This is a genomic window from Candidatus Tisiphia endosymbiont of Metellina segmentata, assembly GCF_964030715.1.
Taxonomy (GTDB): domain Bacteria; phylum Pseudomonadota; class Alphaproteobacteria; order Rickettsiales; family Rickettsiaceae; genus Tisiphia.
Genome location: NZ_OZ034919.1, coordinates 115,477 through 138,983, shown reverse-complemented (window position 1 = coordinate 138,983; position 23,507 = coordinate 115,477). Strand labels below are relative to the sequence as shown.

The following is a 23,507-nucleotide window of genomic DNA, read 5'->3' as shown; positions in this document are numbered from 1 at the left end:
CCACTAGCTACTCTTTAACAAAAAATACCCCCATAATATACATGATAATAGTATAATAGCAAAAATCTGATGCACTAAGGCCATTAATATAGGTACTGAATATAAAATAGTAATTATGCCAGCTAACATTTGTAATATCAGCACACCAACAATATAATAAGCAACTTTGTTTAATTTAGGATGCTTGGTTTTTATTAGACTCAACACTAACAAACCAACACTAGTACAAACAATATACGCTCCAATTCTATGGATAAACTGAACAAAAACAGTATCACTTAAACTATCTCTACTCAATAGTTTAAAAGCTATTTCTTGAGGTATAAAACTATTCCCCATTAACGGAAAGCTATTATATACAAGCCCTGCATCAAGACCTGCAACTAGACCACCTAAAAAAATCTGTATATAAACTATAATAATAGTGAATATACAAAAGAATTTTGCTAAATTTAAACTTATTGTCCGTTCAACTAGTAAAATATCAAAACTATTTTTCATCAGCTGATAGAACAGTAAATTATAGATAATAACTGCAATAACCAAATGACAAGCTAAACGGAAATGACTGACATATGGCTGCGAAATTAGACCACTTTTCACCATATACCAGCCCATAAATCCTTGGACTGCAAATAATAACGATATCGCCAAATATACAGGCAGTAACCTTGTATCAATCCGTCCACGTACAAAAAAATATAGTAATGGTACTAGATACAACAAACCTGTTACTCTGCCAGCAAAACGGTGAATAAACTCAAGCCAAAAAATAAATTTAAACTCTGAGAGAGCCATATTAGTATTTTTTTGCTTATATTCAACAGATTGTTGATATTTAGCAAACTCATCCTGCCAATCAGCATTACCCAACGGGGGAACAATACCTGAAACCGGTTTCCATTCAACAATTGATAAACCAGCATCAGTAAGCCTAGTGAGACCTCCTAAAGAAATCATAAATATTACCATGCAGCAGCATACCGCCAACCAACGCTTTACTAATATGTGTGACATTAGACCCGCTACCTTTAATATCTATAATATAAAATATAACAAATTTTTATCGTCCACTAATACTCTTTTTCATTATGAACCTCATGTATGATATTTTTTACCTAAATATTCTATCAATAACAGCACCTACATCTAATTCTTCCATTTTTCCAGTCCTACGATCTTTTAGTTCGACCACATTATTTTCAGCTTTTTTAGGACCAATGATTATTTGGTATGGTGATCCTATAAGATCATGGGTGGCAAATTTGCTACCGGCTCTTTCATTGGTATCATCGTATAATACTTCTATTTTACTTGCCACAAGTTTATCATATAGATTTTGTGATAGTTCATTGCATTTGCTATCAAGTATGTTCAAATTTAATATTGATACCATAAAAGGAGCAATATTTGTAGGCCATATAATCCCTTTATCATCATGACTTGATTCGATTATGGCAGCTAAAAGTCTTGAAATACCAATACCGTAAGAACTCATTTCCACTGGCACAAGATTACCATTATTACTATTTACTAAAGCATTCATGGCTTTGGCATATTTTGTGCCAATATAAAAAATATGCCCAACTTCAATACCCTTACTACTGGCAAGGTCATGTTCTGATAACAGGCATTTATCAGGATCATGTTTTTCTTCTGCTGCCGCATATAAGGTTTGTAATTTTTCAATATCTAAACTTTCCTGGTCTGTTAAAGATAGAAATTTTTTATCATAAAAAATTGTACTCTCACCATTATCAGCAAGAATATGGAACTCGTGGCTTAAATTGCCACCAATTGGACCATTATCAGCAAGTACTGGGATTACAGTTAAACCCATATCACGAAATGTTTGCATATAGGCTAGATACATCTGATTATAGGTTTTTACAGCACTTATTTGATCTATATCAAAAGTATATGCATCTTTCATTAAGAATTCTCTACCACGCATAACCCCAAAGCGAGGTCTAATTTCATCCCTAAATTTCCATTGAATATGATATAAGTTTTTTGGCAAATCCTTATAGGACTGAATATTATTTCTAAAAATATCAGTCACCATGTCTTCATTAGTAGGCCCAAACAATAACGTATTATCATGGCGATCTTGGAATTTTAGCATTTCTTTGCCATAATTCTCAAATCTTCCAGATTCCACCCATAAAGATGCTGGTTGAATACAAGGCATTAATATTTCAATAGCCCCTACCTTGTTCATATTAAGTCGAACGATATTTTCAACATTTTTAAGGGCTTTTAAGCCTATCGGCAACCAGCTATAAATCCCAGCAGATTGCTGTCTTATCATACCACTTCTAAGCATCAACCGATGAGAAACCACTTGTGCCTCCACTGGTTCTTCCTTCAGCACAGGTAAAAAATATTTTGATAGTAACATAAAGTTTACCTTGGATTATTTTTTGGAAATAATATTTAGGAATTCGTGGCGATATTTCTGCTGCTCTATATATATACCTGTATAATGCATAGTATTCATAATACTATCATTTTGCATAACTCCTCTAAGAGTCATACAGCTATGTAATGCAGAAATCTTAACCGCAACACCTAGGGGCTTAATATATTTCTGTAATGTTTCAGCAATTTGTACAGTCATCTTTTCTTGAATCTGTAGTCTCCTAGCAAAAACATCAACTATCCTAGCGAGCTTGCTGATACCTATTATACAATTATCAGGTATATAAGCTATATTTACCGTACCAGTTATCGGTAACATATGATGTTCACAAAATGAATTAAAATGTATGTCTTTTAACACTATGAAATCCTGAAAATTACAAGTATCGTAAAATTTAGTCGTTAATATTTCTTCCACATCTCTATCATACCCAGAAAACACTTCTTGGTAAGTTTTTATTACTCTATCAGGAGTTTTTAGTAGCCCTTCCCTATTTGGATCTTCACCAATAAATCGTAATAAAGTTTTAACTGCCTCTTTGGCTTCTTCTGTAGTAGGTTTTTTCAAGTCCATTATTTTTATTCCAATTACTTAAACAAGATTCTTCTACCACAAATAATAACAAACATCAAGCCACCAACAATAGCAATCAGCCCACCACCACCCATTATACCCATTAATAATTTACTGCCAATAGTCATTTCTACCCCTGGTGTTTTTCGCATCACCCCGTACCCACCAGCAAAGAGCAGAGCTATAATATGTAACATCTGCCCTGTAGTTATCGTTATAATTGCTGTTGTAAAATATGAGTTCTTCTGCTGTTTATCGTCACATAGAAGAAAGCAGAAACCCATACAAGCTACACTAATCCCAACAATTGAACCATGATAGTGTGCAGGAATAGTAACATTCATACCTGTAATTAATATACCAATAAATCCTCCAAACAGAAATAATATATTGGAGCAAATTATGGTTGTCTTCACCAAACTCATTTGAACCTCCCTGATGTCCTTACTAGGGTTAATGTCATTCCCGCCTATGCGGGAATGATACCACTTCACCTCATAAAACATTATTATCAAAGACAAAGTTGCTGCTATCCCGCCACCATATTTCATTTGTTTAGTGTAGTATTCTTTGAATTCAGCATCTATAATATCATATAATAAATGTCCACTAATAGCTGCAACACTTATAACAAAATTTAAATATAATAGTGCAAGGTACAGCTTTTTTAATCTTAATTCCTTACCTATCCAAACATGGAATAACACTATCATTACTAATATCAAAATTTGCGTGTAAATAAACTGTAATAAATGCCCACCACTCCAAAAAAGCAATTCATAGTAAAATTCTATATCGACTGGTACAAGTTTAATAATTTCTTGTAATTGGCAATAAGACCAAATAAAACATACCCATACTAACAGCCACATTATTACGGTAGAAAGGATAGTAAAATTAATGAGGGAGTTAAAGTAAGATATTTTGCAACAGTTCCATAATGGATATAAGGCAAATAACAATACAGATACACCAAACAAACTAATTCCGAGAATAAATATTATATTCTCCAGCATTGGTATGTAATTGTTCATTACAGGAAAATTTTGGCCACAAAATGGTGATAAAGCTATTAGTGCAGTAGAAATAAATGCTATTATTACACATGTTATGCTGGGAGTCGTTGCCTCTAGATTATAGCTCCAAACACATGCTGTAACTGACATCAACCAAACTAAGATTGATAAATTAACATGAATAACCAAAGCTGATTTAAAGATTTCTGTATTGGGAAATAGGTTAACTAACATTGGAGTGCGAAGCATTACCAATATTATTGAATACACCCCAGCAAGAGCAAGCGAAAATATACCATTTCCAAGCCAGTAAATAGCTAACTTATTACGGCTTAATTGTGGAATTATATTCTCAAGATTCATAAAGAATACTTACGAATGGTGGGTTTGAGAAGACTTGAACTTCCGACCTCACGCTTATCAGGCGTGTGCTCTAACCAGCTGAGCTACAAACCCATTAATACCCTTAGCATTTCAAGTGTTAGCAGTGTCATGCATCAGATATACTTTTTTAGCTGGCTTCACTTAGGATTATAAACCCAACATACGCAGATATGTTTATGGTTTTAAGTACCCTAAAGTGGTGGGCTCGCCGGGATTCGAACCCGGGACAACCTGATTAAAAGTCAAGTGCTCTACCAGCTGAGCTACGAGCCCTAAATACGCTCTCGATGTCATTCCAGCTAAAAGCAGGAATCCATACTTAAAAGCCATATATAATAAGCTTTACTTTATCGTTTAAAAAGGTTATGTTGTCAACAATTATTTTGTGTTGTCAACACTTAAATTTTAGTAAATATAGTCATATGGTAGTTTATGCACTCTGATGTTGCAATTATTATTCCTTCAAGACTTGATTCAGTAAGACTTCCCAAAAAACCTCTACAACTTGTAGGGGGAATCTCAATAATTGAGCGTGTTCTTAGGCAAGTATATTTAACCAAACTAAAAAATATTTATGTGGCAACTGATTCAGAAACTATAGCTAAAAAAGTTACTGATTGCGGTGGACAATTTATTATGACAAACCAAGAATGTCAAACTGGTACCGAACGTGTATACGAAGCATTTCAGCTAATCCCTAACAATCACCATATTAATTATATCCTGAATGTACAGGGTGATATGCCTTTTGTTGAACCGGAATCAATTATCAAAGTTATTGAAAGCCTAAAGTCCAGTAGCCATGATATTATGACCCCAGTAGTAAAAGTTGGTATAGATGCCGTAAATGGTCATAGTAATGTCAAAGTTATTACTGACCATAATGATAAGGCTTTGTATTTCTCTCGTAATCTCATTCCACACGGTGCAGAAGAATTTCTATATCATGTAGGAATGTATGGGTTTCGCAAAGAAGCATTAACTAAATTCATAAACTTACCTGTTTCAACTTTAGAATTAAGCGAAAAACTTGAACAACTAAGAGCATTACAAAATAACATGTCCATAGGGGTATGTTATGTTAACAATATTCCTATCTCTGTTGATACAATAGAGGATTTAAACAAGGCTATAGAGTTTTATCAAAAAAATATCAGTTAATAAATTATTTCCGTAGCATAATTAACGCAACAAACCTGCCCTGAGGCAAGCTGAATCCTTATGCTCCCGTTCTCATCTATGTCTTTAAAAATTCCTGAAATTTTTGTGTTTCCATCATTTACAGTAACCGTCTTACCTAACTTATAAGCTCTTTTAAGCCAATATTGTCTTATTTTACTAAATCCTTGTTCTTTCCATCTACTAAAATATTTTTCAAAATTAATCATCAATATATCTAATAAATATTCTGTATCTTTTACTTCTATATTTTCATCAGATAAATTAGTTGCCAATTGATCAATATTTAAAGAGCTTCCCTTAACGTTGATGCCAACACCTATAATGAGATAATTATTATCATTTATACTAATAGACTCAAGCAATATACCTGATACTTTCTTGTCATTTATCAAAACATCATTGGGCCATTTTAATTTAATAGAATTTTCTGAGCTAGCAGTCAAAGAATTGATAGTTTTATAAACAACAATAGCCATAACAAAAGATAATTGCGGAATATAAGCAAGATTAATCTGATGATTTAATAATATACTAACATGCAAATTCCCTAGACTAGAATGCCAAATTCTACTATTTCTTCCACGCGATTTTGTCTGATTTTTTGCCAATATTACATAATTTTTATCAGGACAATCCTTAGCCATCCTAATAGCTTCAGAACTGGTACTATCTATCTCATCAAAAATTAGTAGATTATATTTTTCCTGCCACGACATAGCTATAAACCATCCATAGCATCAGCAAATGGTTGGATAAAAACACACAGAAGCAATAAAACTCCAATAATCAAATAGCATATAAATTTTAAGCTCTTAGGTGTTGGTACTAAAACTAGTTTCAAACTTTCTCGTTTCAAACTTTTATCCGCCTCAAAAAAATACATAAACTTAACTATTTTCAGGTAATAATAAGCCGCTACAACACTTGTGCCAATAGCTATAAATGCTAGAGTAAATTGTTTCTCTATAATAGCCTGATAGAAAACGCTGTATTTCGCAAGAAATCCTGCCAGTGGTGGAATGCCTATCATAGAGAACATGATAATCGCAATCCCAGCAGCTAACGCCTTACGGGTAGAAGCAAGACCTTTAATATCATCAAAAGTTGCCGAATCTGATTTTGCACCCAGCAGAGTAATTAGGCAGGCAAAAAAGCCAGTGACAGAAGCAGCATAAATAACCATATATAGTAATGCTACTCTATCACCGTAAGGAGTATGAAAAGAAATAGCCATTAAAACATAGCCTATATTTAGAATAGTGCTGTAACCCATTAGCCTTTTGAGGGAGGTTTGTCTAATAGCACCAGCTGCCCCAATAAGCATGGACAAAATCGCAGTGATTTTTATTAGATCAACTGAAATTTGCTTATAATCTCCAATTACCATAGTCATTATATTTAATAATACCACCACATTACCAATTTTTGTGGCAGCAGAGAAATAGGTAATTGAAGGAATGGGAGACCCTTCATATACATCTAACGTCCAACTATGCAAAGGAGCAGCTGATAATTTAAATAAGATACCACTTAAAAAAAGCACTAAGCCCACTATTAAACCAATATTTGGCTGCGGTGAATGATTCAATTTCTGAAAAATATTACTATAATCTAAACTACCGCCAAATCCATAAATAAAGGAAATGCCAAATAACGTTAGGCAGCTAATCAAAGACCCAAGAATAAAATATTTTAACGCTCCTTCTGATGCTTTAATATTATTCAGATTAAAGCCAGCTAATACATAGGCTACCAGTGCCTGTAACTCCATAGCAACAAATAAAAGTAAAAAATTACGGGCTGATATAGTAATAAAAACACCAACAGTAGAAAGTAGCACTAAGGTTATAAATTCTGTTTTAAACTCCTCCTTAGTGATTTTACAATATGCCTGATAAATCATCATAGTCATTATTGAAAATAATAAAACAAAGAATTTAAAACCAACAGTAAAATGATTAACGACAAAAGAATTACGAAAAGCTATTATACCATTACCTGAACCTTGTAAAGCAAGATACTGCAACTGTTGAAAAGCGACAATAAGTAATATTGCCGATAGTAATATCTGAGTATACCCTTCGCCTTTCAAGTGTTGGCGTTGTGGCACGATGGGACTTCGCGTAGGAACAACGGTTTGACTACGCCTAGTCTGCTCACCACTCGCAGACCTAGCCAACTCTTGAAATTCATCAGGTATATTGCTAATGGTTTTAGTTTTTGTACTAAATAACACTGCATATGTCTGAGTAAACAAAGCTAGTAAGGTCAGCATTATCTCAGGTAAAATAATTACAAATTGTTTAAAAATTGGGTCTGTCATATTGCAAGTTTCTAAGTTTTTATATAAATGCTAATATATACTATAAAATCGCTAGCACTAAGTACGAATAGTAAAAAATATTCAATTATATTTATCAAGTACCATAGCCATAATCTTACTAGCTATAGGGGCTGCTGCCCTGCCTCCACCTCCACCATGATCTACAAACACTAAAACAGAGTAACGAGGTTGTAGGTAAGGAGCAAACCCAGCGAATATAGCGTGGTTACGCCTTTCCCAAGCAATTGACTCTCTATTTAAATCATCATTGATATTAGCCTTTGATTGCACTTGTGCCGTACCTGTTTTACCAGCTAATTGATGCCCTTCTGTCAAAATTCTACTATAATAGGCAGTCCCACCTTGCGTATTAACTGCTCTATACATGCCTTCTTTTAAAATATCTAGATATTGTTGATTTATATTAATCTGATCGAATACTGACCCATCTTTTACTGATATATCTTTAGCAATTTTAGGATTATACAATTTCCCATTACTGGCAATTGCTGTTACAAATCTAGCCAGCTGGATTGGAGTAGCTGATAAGAACCCTTGCCCTATCGATAAATTAAGAGTATCACCAATCGTCCATTTAGAGTTAAATTTTTTCATTTTCCACTCTTCTGAAGGAACAAAACCTGATACTTCTCCGGTTAAATCAATGCCAGTTTTTGTACCAAAACCAAAATTTCTTGCCATATCTAATATTCTTTTATGACCTATCAAGCGAGCTATTTCATACATATAAGAATTACAAGAATATTTGATAGCATTATACATATCAACGATGCCATGACCATGACGATTCCAACATCTAGCACTATTATTACCTAATACTGAAGCACCAGTACAATTAACAGTTTTAGTCGGTTTAATGCCATTCTCTAATCCAGCTAAAATTGTAATAATTTTAAAAATAGATCCAGGTGGGTAAGTACTTTGTATGGTCTTATTAATCAACGGCTTATAGGGATCATTGACTAAACTTTGCCAGTAATCTTGGGATAATTTTATAAAATTATTAGCCTCAAATACTGGTGACATAGCCAGCACTAGCACATTACCATTATTGGTATCAATAACTATTGCAGAGCAACCTTGTTTATTTAAGTATGGCTGCACTCTTTGTTGTAGTTCCACGTCAATATTTAGATGTAAGTCCTCACCTTGCTGGCTTTGAATATTGGTGATTTCTCTTACTTGTTTACCCAAGGCATTTACTTCTATCTGCTTATAACCAAATTTTCCACGTAACTTGTCTTCATAATATTTTTCTACACCAAATTTTCCAATATTAAAATCCCCTAAATTGTTAATTTGTAAATCTTGTTTTTCTTGCTCATTAATCTGTCCAGTGTACCCTATCACATGACAAGTCGCTTCTGAAAAATGGTAAAATCTTGAATAACTAGCATCTACAAAAATAGAACTTAAATTTAACTTTTGTTCTTCAATAAGTGACATTTGTTGCCAGCTAAGATTATCTAGTATAACCAAAGGAATATGTTTATTGGCTTTTTTTATTTTTTGCTTAATGTAATTTTGTTCTTCTTCGGATAATTCTAGGATATTGGCAACTAGAGCTAATTCGTTTTTGTAATCATTGCCATTATGTATGTCAAGTAACAACCTAAAACAAGTTTGGTTTGTAGCCATAATGTTACCGTTGATATCATAAATTTGCCCTCTAAAAGGTGGAATTAGAATAAAACTTATACGATTTTTATCAGATAAAGTACGATATTTATCATTTTCAAGCAACTCCATAAAAAACATTCTTCCAGCCAATAACGAAAGCAATGTCAGTTTTCCTGAACCTATGAGAAAAGCCCTTCTTGATATTAACTGGCTATATAATATTTTACTATTTAGCATGTTTTCTAAAATATTCTAATGCTTTATCAAGTGGAATTCGTAGCAAATTATATGAGAATATAGTAGTTAGATACTGCATTAACATCATAAAATACCCCTCCGAAGATAAGCCTTTGCTTAAAATCAGCAAATATCTAAAATGTAATATAAAGAAATAATAGAAACAAAAGACGATAAAATTTGTTAAATAACTTCTAAGTACAAAAAATTTTCCTGTGAATTCTAAAATTATGTGAGCAATTATCAGAACCAAAGAATTTGTACCAATTGGCATGGAATATAACTGGTCAAAAATTATTCCTGCTAAAAATATTAGCCAAAAACCAATATGATAAAATGTGGAAAAATAGTAGAGTAAACTAACTTCAAAAGCTGGGAAAATAATAGATTCTCCATTAATTCTAAAATTTTCTAACGGAAAAATTAATAATAACAAACAGAATTCTAATAATATTATTTTACCAAATATTGGTGATAACATTTGTGATAAATTGCCAAAAAACTTCATACTAATTTCAGTTCTTTAATTACTGATGAAATAATCGGTAATGTTAGATCATATTTTCTTATGAGATCCAATACCAGTTTAGCAGATTCTCGCCCCTCCACTAAGTATAAATTTTCATTTAAAAATTTATTAACATCTAAGTGCTTCCCTAATTCATAACCAAATCTACTATTTCGTGATTCTTTAGAGTAACAAGTTAGCACCAAATCCCCTAATACGCCTGGAGCATATAAAATAGAGCTATCCTCTAATTCTCCGTCAATGGCCTCAGATAAAATTTTTATTTCTTGAAGCCCCCCCGTTATCAGACCTGCTTTCGCATTCTGTCCATAACCTTTTGCATCATACCAACCACTCTTTATCGCTATAATATTCTTAACAGCCGATGCCACTTGAATTGCTACCACATAGTCAGTTATAGTAACCTTAAATTGTTGTGATATTAAACTAATTGCCAATCTTCTTGCAAGGTCAATGTCTACAGAAGCAATAGTTACTGAACTTAATAAATTTTGGGCAACTTCTTTAGCTAGGTTAGGTCCAGCGATAAACGCCAATGGATTATTTGGTAATATCTTTTTTACTTTATCGGATAGTAGTTCTGTAGGATCTCTAGAAAAGCCCTTAGTTGCAACTAATAACGCCACATCCTTAGATATCCCAGTATCTTTTAATATATTCAGAGTATCATGAAAAGCAAAAGATGGTACAGCAATAATTATTACTTCTTGATCTAAAATAGCTGCCAACTCACTATAAGGCACTATATTACTTGGTAATGTAACATCGCTACCCAAATATTTGCTATTGGTTTTACTATTTTTTATTTCTTCAACAATATTATTATCACGTAAAAATATGGGAGCATTATCGTAACATCTTGCCACTTGACAGGCTAGTGCAGTTCCCCAACTACCGCCACCATAAACAGCAATATTTTTAAACTTGTTCATACCAAAATTTCTGAAATCATATGATTATCTTCTATAGCAACTAGCCGAGCCTTAACAATTTGTCCTACGTCAAAATTACCTTCAAGCTTTACCGGAATAAAATTTTCTGTATGAGCCATGTTATTTTGTTCTACAAGTAGCTCTACTTCCTGCCCTATATTCCTTTGGAAAAATTTTTGTAATTGTTGTTCTCCGGCAGTTCTTAAAATTTCTGCTCTTGCTTTTCTAATCGATTTTGCTATTTGCGGCATTCTTGCAGCCGGAGTTTCATCGCGTTCAGAATATGGAAAAACGTGTAAATACTGTAAATCCGCCTCAGAGATAAGTTTTCTTGTATTCTCAAACATTATCTCATTTTCCGTTGGAAAACCAGCTATAATGTCTGCACCGAATGATACATTTGACCTTAAATTACGCAATTTATGACAAAAATCAATAATATTTTGACGATTATGGCGACGTTTCATACGCTTAAGTATCATATCATCACCAGCTTGTAAACTAATATGAAAATGCGGCATAATCTTTGGTATATAGGCCATAAGATCGAACAAATCATCATCGATCTCAGCTACATCAATTGAAGATAATCTAAGCCTCTTTAGTTCTGGAACCAAGCCAATAATTCGTCTAATCATCTGAGCAAAAGTTGGAGTTCCTGGCAAATCTGGTCCATAAGCAGTCACATCAACACCTGTAAATACTACTTCATTGTAACCATTTTCTACTAATGCCCTTAACTGTCGTACTATAGCACCCATCGGTACTGACCTACTATTACCTCTGCCATAAGGTATCATACAGAACGTACAACGATGATTACAACCATTTTGCACCTGAATGAAGGCACGAGATCTACCATCAAAACTACTCACCATATGATTAGCAGTTTCAGTAACCGACATTATATCATTTACTACCACTTTTTCTTCGGTAAATTGATAATTGCTAGCAATCAATTTTTCTTCATTACCAAGTACTTTATCAACCTCAACCATATTAGCAAAAATAGCTGGGTTATTCTGAGCAGCACAACCAGTAACAATAATTCTTACATCAGGATTATTTCTTTTAGCCTTACGAATTGCTTGACGTGATTGTTTTTCAGCTTCCTTAGTAACAGCACAAGTATTAAATACTATAACATTTTCAAGACCGGAAAGAGCTAAGTTATTTTTGATCACTTCACTCTCATAAATATTTAATCTGCAACCAAAAGCTATAACTTCTTGGGTTACAACTTCTTGTAATTTAGTCATAAAAAAACTCCCCGTGCGAAACTAAAGTAGCAGGACCAGTCATTATTATATTCTCACCTTGCTTTGACATTTGTAGACTACCCAATTGAAATACTACTTGACAAGGAGAGCTAATAAATCCTAGCTTGATCCCAGAAGCAAAACTAGCACATGCTCCACTACCACAAGCAAGAGTTAAGCCTGTACCTCTTTCCCAAACCGATAAATAAATTTTATTATTCTTGATTGAAGCAAAATTAACGTTAACACCATCAGCAAATAATTCTTTTCCCTGTAATTTTTCTTCTATTATTTCTTTATCTTCAATAGCGAGATCACTAAAAATAACAAAATGTGGATTACCAATATCGGCACAGATAACTTCCTTGATGTCGATCATATAACGTTCTACAACCGGCCAGATTTTTTCGGATGAAGGCATCCAATCTTCCTCGAAACTAACTATCCCACTATCTACTTCAATCTCGTTCTCATTCAGTATCTTGCAAGATAATTCTTTTCCATATACCCTCAAAGTGATTTCCTTTATACCTAAATCAAGATATATCAGCTTGGTAAGACACCTTGAAGCATTACCACATAATTTGGCACTTGATCCATCTTGGTTATATATAATCATCTCATAGTAATTTGGTTTTTTATCATAAATAATAAACTGATCACAACCAATACCAGTATGGCGATTGGCAATCTTTAGAGATAATTGTTGCAAATCACAATTTTTAGGTAAATCACGCTGATTGATAATCACAAAATCGTTACCTAATCCATGCATTTTAGCGAAATTGATTTTTTTTAACACGAGAATATCTTTAGTTGTTGGAGTTTAGGTTGCTACAAAGCAACTTAGCTATTATACCAAATATATGAAATTTATGTAGAAAATAATATACTCCTTGTTAGTATCATACCTATAATGATATTAACAACTAACTAATAACTATTAAAAATATATCATTGAATTAGCCAAAAATTAAAAGAACTTTATATGCCTTATTTGCAAAAATTTGTATTTGACTCACCTATGTTATGTGTTTTCTATTTAGGAGGAAAAGTTGAAGGTTGCAATATAGAAATGCATGATGTTGTATTTGCAGTCGGGAAATCTGATATTGAAATTTCTCAAAAAATTAAAAGCAAATGGTGTGGTATAAAAACATCTCTACATGTTGATTCTTGGTTCATACTAGCTAGTCTTAACGGTTTTGATGTTAAAATTACGGAAATAAAACCTCAATCTAGTACCAATCATTTATATTTTGTTAACCTTGGTTCTTATAAGAGAAACTTTTTTGGAGAAAATCATTTTATCACTTTTGTTGTTGCACAATCGAGAAGCCAAGCCATTGAACAAGCAAGAAGAGAAGTGTCTAAGAAGGGTACAGAAATGTTACATACTGACAATATCTATGATATAGATGAATGCATTAGAATTACTGAAGTTGATAATTACCATATTGCACTTGAATATACTGGCATAAAAAAGAAGTTAAGTATAATCAATGGTTATCAGCAACTCAAATAAATAGTTATAATATTAAATTAAGGTCATATATACTTCTATGATTTCAACAATTGTGCTTTAGACACGACGACCTTAATTCTTGAAGTTCACCGAGTATACTTTAGACTTGCTGCATAAATCAAAGATAGTTGAGGGATTTTTAGGAGAAACGAAGCCGAGCACCGCAGTGTACACAGACGTACGTGAGGAGCGGAGGCGAGTTTCGACGACAAAATCACCAACTAGATTGACTTATGCAGTAAGTCTTTTGTTTTAATAGGAAATGACTCCTTGCATAACTAGTTGTAAAGAGTTATTTTAAGGTCATTGGAATCTAAATAAGTGATAAAATGGACTTTAATTCAAGCAAACTTAAAAATGGTCTAACTATTCTTACCTATAATATGTCTAATGTAAATTCTGTAGCTATTAATGTCATTGTTAATGTAGGTAGCCGCTATGAACAATCTTCAGAAATAGGCATATCCCATTTTCTTGAACATATGGCATTTAAAGGCACAACAACTAGGTCTGCTAAACAAATTGCTGAAGAATTTGACTCTATAGGAGGACATTTTAATGCATATACCTCGCATGAACAAACTGTTTATTATTCAAAAATATTGAATGAAAACTGTTATAAAGCTTTAGAAATACTGGCAGATATCATCCAAAATTCAGTTTTTTCAAAGGAAGAAATAGCCAAAGAATATCAGGTGATTCTACAAGAAATTGCTCATGTTCAAGATAACCCTGATGAACTTATCCACGAGAAATTTTACAGTAGTGCTTATGAGAATCAAGCACTTGGCAGGTCAATTCTAGGAACTCACGACAGTTTGGCTAAATTTGATAGAGAACATTTTAGTAATTACGTTGACAAACATTATAATGCCGAAAATATTTACTTATCAGTAGCAGGAAATATTTCCCATGAGCAAGTTGTAGAATTTGCCAAAAAATTATTTTGTTCATTAAAAAATAAACAAAACAGTCATTTTGAGAAAGTTAGATATACAGGGGGACATAGCTTTATCACCAAAGATCTTGAGCAAACTACTCTAGTTCTAGGTTTCGAGAGTGTGCCGTATTTTAACATACAACAATTATATCATACGCAAGTTCTTTCACTAATACTTGGCAATGGTATGTCATCGAGATTATTTCAACAAATCAGGGAAAAACTTGGACTGGTTTATTCAATTGGTAGCTATAATAGCTCCTACTATGATAGTGGGATTTTTGGCATATATGCCTCCACTAATCATGATAAACTACCATTCCTTACAGAACAATTAGTTAATGAAATAAAAAAAGTTTCTACAGACATCAAAGACTCAGAAATTGATAGGGCTAAAGTACAACTAAAAACTAGTATCTATATGGCTCAAGAAGAATCTTCTTATAAATCAGAAGAAATTGGTAAGAATTTTGCTGTTTTTGGCAAATATATACCTACTGAACAAACTATTGAACATATTATGAATATAACAAAACAAGATATAATAAATATTGCTAACAAAATATTTGTTACAAAACCTACTTTATCTATTATTGGTCCTAAACCACTTGCCATAGATTATCAAGAATTATGCCATAAGCTAGCTTTATGAAATCGGTGCTATTAACTAGAAGTTTAGAGGATAATAATGAAACCATTAGAGAATTGGAGAAAAATTGTAGTTTTAAATATATCTGTTCTCCTTTAGTGGAATATCAAGCTTTGCCATTAAATAGCACCATTTTGCATAATTATGTTAATATAATTGTCACCAGTAAATTTGCTGCTAGAATCCTTGCTGGGCATCAAGAGGTAGAACAAAAGAACGTATGGATAGTTGGCAATTCATCAAAGTTAATTCTAGAACAAAGAAATTTTGTAGTACGATATGTTGCTACAAATATTCAAGACCTACTAGAAAACATCCCTCAAGAAATATATGAGCAAACCATATATTTATCGTCAAATGAAATTACTCAAGATTTGCCTCAAAAAATAAAAAGACACATTATTTATCGGGTAAAATACGCGACCCAGCTGTACCAAATAGCAGAGATTGAAAAGGGCATCAATTTTATTTTACTATATTCACAGAACAGCACTAAGACTTTCATTGAATTATTAATAAAAAATAATTTGCTAAAACTACTAGATAATAGTTTAGTGATTACTATAAGTGAAAAAGTAGCAAATATTATTAGATATTTTGCCAAAAATGTGGTTTATTGTGATAATGGACAGCCGCAACAAATGTTAGAGTTATTAATTTATAATGCAAAAATCAGAAACTAATATAATAAAAGGTCGTAGTAATAATCCTATTATTCTTACAATTATTCTAATTGTGTTATTTGCCATATCAATAGGTTACATGACTTTTTTAAATAATAAAAAAGTAGATACTGAACTACCTGACAACCCAACTACTTCTAAACCAGCTACTATATCAGAAAATGTTGTACTTCAAAAAGATAGTAGTTTGAATCAAGAAGAAGTATTATTAAACCACCAACCCAAATCATCTAACCCCCCCCCTAATTATAGCATTTATTTACTTAGCGTTAATCTTTTAGTGATAAATTTTTTACAAGATAAAGATTATACACAGCAAATTCGTCAAATTGAAACTGTAGAGTTACCTACAAAAATAAAAAATATTTTGCTAGACCTACACAATTATAATGAAAATTATTTACTTAATAATAGTCTAGGTTTAGTCAAGATATTTCCAAAAGCAAATTGTTGGATCGAGAAATTTATTAAGATTGAAAGGAAATCTAGTTTTACCAAAGATAAAGAAAAACTAAAGTTGAGAATAATAGGCAATCTAGATTTTTTTATTAATTTCTTTTATTCAGAAGAATTACAGCAAAAATTTGTAGAGTAAAATAATGATAAGATTATTAATAATTTGTATTACATTTTTGTTATTATATTTAGGCTTTTCTGTCTTAAATCAGCTTGACTCAACATTAACCTTAAATTTATATGATTATTATATAGAAACCTCCTTTTTTACTTTCATTATTTTATATATATTATTTACACTTTTTAGTGCTATTTTTTTAAAAATAATATTTCTAATTATTGACCTACCTGCTAATTTAAAAGATATTTTCTTTTCCAAAAGAGCCACTACTGATAATTACCTACTGATGAAGGCTATGGCAGAATATATTGCTGGTGAAAAATCAAAGTCAGTAGCAACTAGTCAGAAAATAGCTTACCGTTTAAGCGAAGAAAACAAGGTATTTCATACTTTACTTTTAGCAGAAGCAGAATTAGATACTTCAATAAGAATACAATATTTTCAGGAATTAGAGCAATCTAAACATTATAGTGCCTTTGTTACCAAAAGACTTGCACAAATATTTTATCAAAATAATATGTATGAAACAGCTGAGAATTATGCTGTTAGATCATTTAACCTAAATGAATTTGATAGTGAAACTTTAGAAATTTTACTTGATTGTTATGCTAAACTTTCTCTGTGGACAAAATTTATCTTTGTGGTATCCAAACTTAACAGAGTTGACACACAAAAACTAGAGTCTATAAAGAACAAAGTAGCTGATTATTATGTTGACGCTGCCAAAAATATGCTAGAAGCTAATGAGACAAAAGATGCTATCCATTATTTAGAATCAGCTATTAAACTTATACCTTCACATATCTCCGCATTAAATCTTTATCTACCTATGAACTCTTCTAGCTGGAATAATAAAAACATTGAAATATTAAAAGCTGCCTTCACAAATAACCCTTCTTTTGAGATTGTAGAATTATATAAGCAATTTTCTTCTGTACCACCTTTAAGAATTTATGAAGATCTAGCAATGTTAGTAAACCCTAAACAATATTTAGGGCTATTTTTAGCTATAGCCGCTTATTTAGGCTTACCGGAAAAGATTAAAAATCTTAAAAATGAACCTGAACTATTACCTTTTCATGATATTTGAGATTAATATATCTCCTGAGAAGGATCTTTTTCGGGAGGGATATTATGGAAAGCATCATTATCTTGACCTTGGTTTTCTTCTTGATAATCTAATACTGGTATATCATGAATTTTGAATGCTTCCATAATACTACTAGCAGAAGTAATTCTGCCAGTTGTTGGATCTATTGGTAACAATTTAATTGATTCTGGTACTTTAAATGCCAGTGATGGAATATCAGAATAAGCCTTCTCCATAAAATCAATAAATATAGGCAAGGCAACACTTGACCCTGTTGCAGTTCTTCCTAGTGTTTTTGGCGTATCATAACCAATATATGTTCCGACAACTATTTTTGGAGTAAAACCAATAAACCAAGTATCCATACTATCGTTGGTAGTACCACTTTTACCAGCTATAACCTTACCAAGTTTTTTTGCAGCGGTTGCCGTACCTCTTTCAACTGCTCCAGTGAGAAATGAGATAATCTGATAATCACTTGCTTCATCGGTAATCATCCGATAGTCGGGTTGAGGTAGGATAGGGAGTGATAAGTTATCAGTAAGCTGGGAGTCAGATACATTACAATTTTTACATTCCCTATTATCTCTACGATAAATTATTTTACCATTACGATCTTTAATTAGCTCTACGAAATGCGGCGTAACTTTTTTTCCTGAATTAGCAATTATTGCATAAGCATTGGTCATTTTTTCTAGTGTGGTTTCGAGCGAACCAAGCACCATAGAGTAAAATCTCTTCGGCTCATTATTAATACCAAATCGCTTGATTATCTCAGCAACTTTGCTTAGCCCTATAGCTTGTGCTACCCTAACAGTAACAAGGTTTCGTGATTTCTCAAGCCCTATACGCATAGTAATTGAACCTAGAAAATTCCCTTTATAATTTTTTGGTCGCCAAACTGGCATGCCAGGACCTTGCGGAATCTCTACTGGACCATCTTCAAAAATTCTATTTGGCTGGATTGCGTTTTCTAAAGCAGCAAGATAAACAAAAGTTTTACTGAGTGACCCTGGTTGTCGCAGTGCCTGAGTAGCACGATCAAATTTACTAACTGTGAAATCATATCCACCAACGCTGGCAAGTACCTGACCTGTTGTAGGATTCATCACTATAATCGCACCATTAACAGTAGGAATTTGCTGCAAATAGTAATTAGCATTTACTTTTTCGACTACTACAACGTCACCTTTCTTTAAAAGAGTTTTTACTGATTTAAGATCATTTTTTGCCCACTTCATTTCTGATAAAACTATTTTTGACTTACTAGAGTCACAAAGACCAATTTCTGCTTGATTATCCGAAACATTTAACACAACAGCTAATTGATATTCTAAAATAGCTGGAGGCTTTGCTACTTTATTTAAATTATCTTGCCAGTTATTTAGATCAATATTAGTTATGACTCCTCTAAAACCATGCTTCCTATCATATGCTCTTATGCCTTGCCTAAGAGCATTTTCTGCAGCTTGCTGATAACCAGCATCAAGTGAAGTAATGACCGTTAACCCTCCAGTATAGAAATATTCTTTACTGCCAATTTTACTAATGACTTCTTCCCGTACTTGCGCAGCATAATAACCGGCTGTAACGGTTTCATTACGATCCCGCTTTTGCAAAGTAATAGGACTATCTACTGCTTCTTTTGCTGTCTCTTGCGTTATATAACCATCTTCCAACATTCTCATAATAACATAATCTCTACGATCTTTCACCCTAGCATAATTTCTCTCCGGATTAAAATTTGATGGTGCTTTTGGTAGACCAGCGATAAAAGCTGATTCGGCAACAGTTAAATCTTCAATAGACTTATTAAAATAATTCTGAGCAGCCATGGCAACTCCATAAGCTCCCCTACCAAAAAATGTTTGATTAAGATATAACTCCAAAATTTGATCTTTAGTAAAAGTTTTTGAGACCATATATGATAAAATCGCCTCTTTAATCTTACGTTCTATCGATACCTCAGAGCTTAATAAAAAATTCTTAACTACTTGCTGGGTAATAGTTGACCCTCCTTCCACTCTACGACGGTGTACGATATTAGAGATATTTAATATTGCTGCTCTGATTATACTTATAACATCAACTCCTGGATGTTCAAAAAAATTCTTATCTTCTGCTGAAATAAACGCCTCTATGAGAGAGCGTGGTACACTACTAATAGGTACAAAAACTCTACGTTCCAAAGCATACTCCTCCATTAATTTTCCATTTTGTGCATAAACTCTTGTTACCGATGGTGGATGATAATCGGCAAATTGAGAATAGTCCGGTAAATCCTTAGAGTAATGATATAACAAATATATACACACACTAAGTGCTATTAGCCCTAATATTGTAAATAATTTAAAAAATATATAAAAAAGTTTGAGCATTTTTGATAGTGTGTTTCTTACATTTATTCAAGTAAAAGTTTTATTTTATATAATATCATCATCTAAAACATCCTTCCTGTTTATTTTTTAGCTCCCAGTTTACGTTGTGATGACTGGGATAAGAATAGTTAATTCCTATCCCGAATTCGCGTAAATTGGATCACAGCACCATTTCTCCGCTCAAACTACTTGCCCCAGCCTCGGTAATTTTTACGTCGATAATCTGACCGAACAAATCTTTTGCAGGGTTTATTACATGCACCGACTGCATATAACATGTTTTCCCTATCAGTTGATTGTCCAATTTACCGTCACGATCAAATAATACTGGCATTATTTTGCCAATACAACTTTCATTAAACAATAATTGTTGGCGAGATATTTCTTGCTGTAAAATTGCTAAACGCCTAGATTTTATATGTTCAGGCACTTGCTCTTTAACCGCAGCAGGTGTACCAGGTCTTGGACTATATTTAAAAGAATAACACTGACCATAACCAACCTTCTTTACTAGATCTAAAGTGTCAGCAAAGTCTTCATCCGTTTCTCCGGGAAATCCTACAATAAAATCAGATGAAAAGACTATATCTCTTCTCGCATTTCTTAAACGATTAATAATATCAAAATAATAATCTCTGTTATGTCTACGATTCATTGATTTTAAAATTTTGTTAGAACCTGACTGTACTGGCAAGTGTAAAAACGGCATTAATTTTGGCTCAGACCCATGTAACAGAATTAAATCTTCTGTCATATCAATAGGATGAGAAGTAACGTATCTAATACGCTCAAGACTTGGTATTTCTGCTATGTAGCTGATTAGATCTGCTAAACTATACTCTTTGCCTTCAATAGTTTTTCCATGATAAGCATTAACATTCTGACCTAGCAAGATTACTTCTCTTGCTCCGTTTGAAACGGAGCTTATAATTTCCCTGTATATTTGTTCTAGACTCCTTGAGAATTCTGCACCCCGAGTATAAGGTACAACACAGAAAGTACAAAATTTGTCACAACCTTCTTGAACTGAAATAAGGCTACTTACTCCTTGTATATTAGACTGTTCAGGTAGCTTATCAAATTTAGCTTCTTCAACAAAATCCAATTTAATTACATGTTTTTCATGTCTAGCAATTTTTGCTATCAACTCTGGTAAATCGTAGTAAGATTGTGGTCCTACTACTATATCTACATAACTAGCTCTTCTAAAAATTTCATCACCTTCAGCTTGTGCAACACATCCAGCAACAGTAACGATTACATTACCTTCTCCCTTTGATTTTCTATCATCTTTAATTTGTTTGATGCGACCAAGCTCGGAATACATTTTTTCTGCAGCTTTTTCCCTAATATGACAAGTATTTAAAATAATCATATCAGCTTGGTACATAGAATCAGTTGGCTGATAACCAAATGGGTCTAGCAAGTCCTGCATCTTGATGGAGTCATATACATTCATTTGACATCCATAAGTTTTAATAAAAAGCTTTTTTTTCACGTTTTTTACTTAACAAAAATAAATTAGGTTGCATTATATATAATACTGTAAAAAATATGACATATTTTTTTGGAATGATTTTATTTGAGGTTATTGAGGTTTGGAAAGTTATGAAGCTTATAGTATACTCAGGTAGAACTTCAAGAATTGGCGTTGTCGTGTCTAAAGATCGAAGCTGCTCCGTTACTCATGTACGCTACGCCGCTCGATTTTGCTACTGCCTAGCTCTTTTGTTATGTATCTCATCTAAATATTTTATAGTTTGCTGCCTTCCCCAATGTTTTGTATATAATCTGTAATATCTTCAAGATCACGTTTCGCACTATTTGTAAATTTACACTGAACCATTAAGCTTTATTTTTAAGTTATCAAAAACAACCTTATGAGAGTGTATTTTATTTTTTGCTAAGTCATCTAATCCTTCAGAAATTGCAAGTTTTAATACTTGTTCTTTAAAAGATTCTAATTCATGAAACTCTTTATCAGAAACTATTACAGCTATAGGCTTGCCATGTCTACTAATGCTGATAGGTTCTGTTTGCACTTTGATAAGTAATTCACCAAACTCACGTTTTACTTCAGTTGCATTTAATTCTTCCATGATAATAATTATTATAATTAATATTATTAATTAGAACATAAATTATTAATATAATCAAGTTAATTACAATGTCTTTTCCTTTTGGAACATTACATTATGCCAATCACTAAAAGTTTGATTCTTAGTTCTTATTTGTACAAAATTATAGAATATTTTTAAGGTATTATAACGATCCCACTTCCATTGACAGCGATAATTTTGATCACTAGGCTTACAACTTGGGACTAACTTATAACCATTACTCACAGATTCTACATATGTTAGCAAATCATCGAATGGTTGTAACTCGCCAGCTTCTTGTTGTTTTAACATCATAAGCTCAGCTGTAGCTGTCGTGGCACGACCATCTCCACCTAAGCAATGTAAATAAACCCATCGACTTGGATTTAATTTTAATTTTTGATCAAAAAGTGCTACCATTCTATCTAAATTATCACGATTAGGTTCTCGATGATCTAATGTGGTAATTCTATAATAATCAATATTCAAATCTGCCATTATATCAGCTTCAGTCTTAGTAGAAATAGGTATACAGATTGCTAGGTCCTTCTTTGTTGGCGTAGTCTTCAAATTATTTACATATATACTAAGTTGCTTGTAAGTTGGTAATATTGAATCAAAAAGATATTGCTCCTGTAGTATAATTTCCTCTTGAGATTTATTAGCGTTAACGTCATTATATGGTAAACTGATAAAGGACACTGGGTTTAGATCATTGAATCCATGATACTCATTCCTTAAATCAACATCAATAATATCTGTTTTACACCCAATAGCATTTTTAAATTGGTTAACACTAAATTGTCCACTGGCAATTATATTATATTGTTCGATATATCTAATATTTTTAGGAAGTAATTCTTGTAGTTTATTATAATTATTAAATTGGAAATATGCTAAATTTCCATTATTTAAATATTCTGATGGTAACATGTAAGTAATACAAGATGAACAACTACAGCATGGTATAAGCAATAATAACCCCATCATAGCAAATGCAATAATAAATTGAGATTTTCTACTTATGTTCAGAGCTATTATTTTCTTCATTTATATGATACTAATTTG

General features: G+C 32.5%; 21 protein-coding genes and 2 tRNA genes. 6 read left to right on the top strand and 17 right to left on the bottom strand.

Annotated features, from left to right (window positions below):
- Positions 1-3: 3 nt before the first annotated feature.
- From AAHM80_RS00770 to AAHM80_RS00745, 6 genes are all read right to left on the bottom strand, one after another.
- Positions 4-1,017: a COX15/CtaA family protein gene (locus AAHM80_RS00770; protein WP_342259991.1), complete on the bottom strand. Its 1,014-nt coding sequence runs from the start codon at positions 1,015-1,017 to the stop codon at positions 4-6.
- 97 nt (positions 1,018-1,114) lie between these two features.
- Positions 1,115-2,401, bottom strand: coding sequence for a proline--tRNA ligase (proS, locus tag AAHM80_RS00765; protein WP_342259990.1), 1,287 nt, complete (start codon positions 2,399-2,401; stop codon positions 1,115-1,117).
- 15 nt (positions 2,402-2,416) lie between these two features.
- Complete coding sequence (folE, locus tag AAHM80_RS00760) at positions 2,417-2,989, bottom strand: GTP cyclohydrolase I FolE (RefSeq protein ID WP_341756012.1); 573 nt, start codon at positions 2,987-2,989, stop codon at positions 2,417-2,419.
- Positions 2,990-3,009: 20 nt separating this feature from the next.
- A complete protein-coding gene (locus tag AAHM80_RS00755) occupies positions 3,010-4,374 on the bottom strand; it encodes a hypothetical protein (RefSeq protein WP_342259989.1) in 1,365 nt (454 codons plus the stop codon).
- A gap of 16 nt (positions 4,375-4,390) precedes the next feature.
- A tRNA-Ile gene (locus AAHM80_RS00750) sits at positions 4,391-4,467 on the bottom strand.
- A gap of 125 nt (positions 4,468-4,592) precedes the next feature.
- Positions 4,593-4,668, bottom strand: a tRNA-Lys gene (locus tag AAHM80_RS00745).
- A gap of 159 nt (positions 4,669-4,827) precedes the next feature.
- Between AAHM80_RS00745 and AAHM80_RS00740 the strand changes: the two genes are divergently transcribed.
- Positions 4,828-5,556 carry a 3-deoxy-manno-octulosonate cytidylyltransferase gene (locus AAHM80_RS00740; RefSeq protein ID WP_342259988.1) on the top strand — a complete coding sequence of 243 codons (729 nt, stop codon included), beginning with the start codon at positions 4,828-4,830 and terminating at the stop codon, positions 5,554-5,556.
- On the opposite strand, the gene AAHM80_RS00735 is transcribed toward AAHM80_RS00740, so the two are convergent.
- From AAHM80_RS00735 to dapF, 7 genes are all read right to left on the bottom strand, one after another.
- Positions 5,553-6,293, bottom strand: coding sequence for a biotin--[acetyl-CoA-carboxylase] ligase (locus AAHM80_RS00735; protein ID WP_342259987.1), 741 nt, complete (start codon positions 6,291-6,293; stop codon positions 5,553-5,555). The two genes, AAHM80_RS00740 and AAHM80_RS00735, sit on opposite strands and share 4 nt — an antisense overlap.
- Before the next feature lie 2 nt (positions 6,294-6,295).
- A complete protein-coding gene (locus tag AAHM80_RS00730) occupies positions 6,296-7,900 on the bottom strand; it encodes an NADH-quinone oxidoreductase subunit N (protein WP_410521504.1) in 1,605 nt (534 codons plus the stop codon).
- Positions 7,901-7,981: 81 nt separating this feature from the next.
- Positions 7,982-9,778, bottom strand: coding sequence for a penicillin-binding protein 2 (gene mrdA / locus AAHM80_RS00725; RefSeq protein WP_342259986.1), 1,797 nt, complete (start codon positions 9,776-9,778; stop codon positions 7,982-7,984).
- Positions 9,768-10,286, bottom strand: coding sequence for a hypothetical protein (locus AAHM80_RS00720; RefSeq protein ID WP_342259985.1), 519 nt, complete (start codon positions 10,284-10,286; stop codon positions 9,768-9,770). The genes mrdA and AAHM80_RS00720 overlap by 11 nt, the downstream gene beginning before the upstream one ends.
- On the bottom strand, positions 10,283-11,239 hold the full coding sequence (locus AAHM80_RS00715; protein WP_342259984.1) for an NAD(P)H-dependent glycerol-3-phosphate dehydrogenase: 957 nt from the start codon (positions 11,237-11,239) through the stop codon (positions 10,283-10,285). Before AAHM80_RS00715 ends, AAHM80_RS00720 begins: the two co-directional genes overlap by 4 nt.
- Complete coding sequence (gene mtaB / locus AAHM80_RS00710; RefSeq protein ID WP_342259983.1) at positions 11,236-12,498, bottom strand: tRNA (N(6)-L-threonylcarbamoyladenosine(37)-C(2))-methylthiotransferase MtaB; 1,263 nt, start codon at positions 12,496-12,498, stop codon at positions 11,236-11,238. The genes AAHM80_RS00715 and mtaB overlap by 4 nt, the downstream gene beginning before the upstream one ends.
- Positions 12,491-13,300 carry a diaminopimelate epimerase gene (gene dapF, locus AAHM80_RS00705; RefSeq protein ID WP_342259982.1) on the bottom strand — a complete coding sequence of 270 codons (810 nt, stop codon included), beginning with the start codon at positions 13,298-13,300 and terminating at the stop codon, positions 12,491-12,493. The genes mtaB and dapF overlap by 8 nt, the downstream gene beginning before the upstream one ends.
- Positions 13,301-13,486: 186 nt before the next feature.
- Between dapF and AAHM80_RS00700 the strand changes: the two genes are divergently transcribed.
- The 5 genes from AAHM80_RS00700 to AAHM80_RS00680 all read left to right on the top strand — a co-directional run bounded on the left by AAHM80_RS00700 (position 13,487) and on the right by AAHM80_RS00680 (position 17,962).
- Positions 13,487-14,023 carry a DUF1543 domain-containing protein gene (locus tag AAHM80_RS00700; protein ID WP_342259981.1) on the top strand — a complete coding sequence of 179 codons (537 nt, stop codon included), beginning with the start codon at positions 13,487-13,489 and terminating at the stop codon, positions 14,021-14,023.
- A gap of 329 nt (positions 14,024-14,352) precedes the next feature.
- Positions 14,353-15,615: a M16 family metallopeptidase gene (locus AAHM80_RS00695; RefSeq protein ID WP_342259980.1), complete on the top strand. Its 1,263-nt coding sequence runs from the start codon at positions 14,353-14,355 to the stop codon at positions 15,613-15,615.
- Positions 15,612-16,295 (top strand): uroporphyrinogen-III synthase, encoded by a 684-nt coding sequence (locus AAHM80_RS00690; protein ID WP_341748000.1) that lies wholly within the window; start codon positions 15,612-15,614, stop codon positions 16,293-16,295. Before AAHM80_RS00695 ends, AAHM80_RS00690 begins: the two co-directional genes overlap by 4 nt.
- Positions 16,276-16,890, top strand: coding sequence for a hypothetical protein (locus tag AAHM80_RS00685; protein WP_342259979.1), 615 nt, complete (start codon positions 16,276-16,278; stop codon positions 16,888-16,890). The genes AAHM80_RS00690 and AAHM80_RS00685 overlap by 20 nt, the downstream gene beginning before the upstream one ends.
- A gap of 4 nt (positions 16,891-16,894) precedes the next feature.
- Positions 16,895-17,962, top strand: a complete 1,068-nt coding sequence (locus AAHM80_RS00680; protein ID WP_342259978.1) for a tetratricopeptide repeat protein — start codon at positions 16,895-16,897, stop codon at positions 17,960-17,962.
- A 2-nt stretch (positions 17,963-17,964) separates the two neighbouring features.
- Here AAHM80_RS00680 and AAHM80_RS00675 read toward each other — a convergent pair whose 3' ends face one another.
- The 4 genes from AAHM80_RS00675 to AAHM80_RS00660 form a co-directional block, all read right to left on the bottom strand.
- Complete coding sequence (locus AAHM80_RS00675) at positions 17,965-20,340, bottom strand: penicillin-binding protein 1A (protein WP_342259977.1); 2,376 nt, start codon at positions 20,338-20,340, stop codon at positions 17,965-17,967.
- A 160-nt stretch (positions 20,341-20,500) separates the two neighbouring features.
- Positions 20,501-21,838, bottom strand: a complete 1,338-nt coding sequence (gene miaB / locus AAHM80_RS00670) for a tRNA (N6-isopentenyl adenosine(37)-C2)-methylthiotransferase MiaB (protein ID WP_342259976.1) — start codon at positions 21,836-21,838, stop codon at positions 20,501-20,503.
- A gap of 334 nt (positions 21,839-22,172) precedes the next feature.
- On the bottom strand, positions 22,173-22,439 hold the full coding sequence (locus AAHM80_RS00665) for a type II toxin-antitoxin system prevent-host-death family antitoxin (protein ID WP_342259975.1): 267 nt from the start codon (positions 22,437-22,439) through the stop codon (positions 22,173-22,175).
- A 63-nt stretch (positions 22,440-22,502) separates the two neighbouring features.
- Positions 22,503-23,489 carry a hypothetical protein gene (locus tag AAHM80_RS00660; protein WP_342259974.1) on the bottom strand — a complete coding sequence of 329 codons (987 nt, stop codon included), beginning with the start codon at positions 23,487-23,489 and terminating at the stop codon, positions 22,503-22,505.
- Positions 23,490-23,507: the final 18 nt, after the last annotated feature.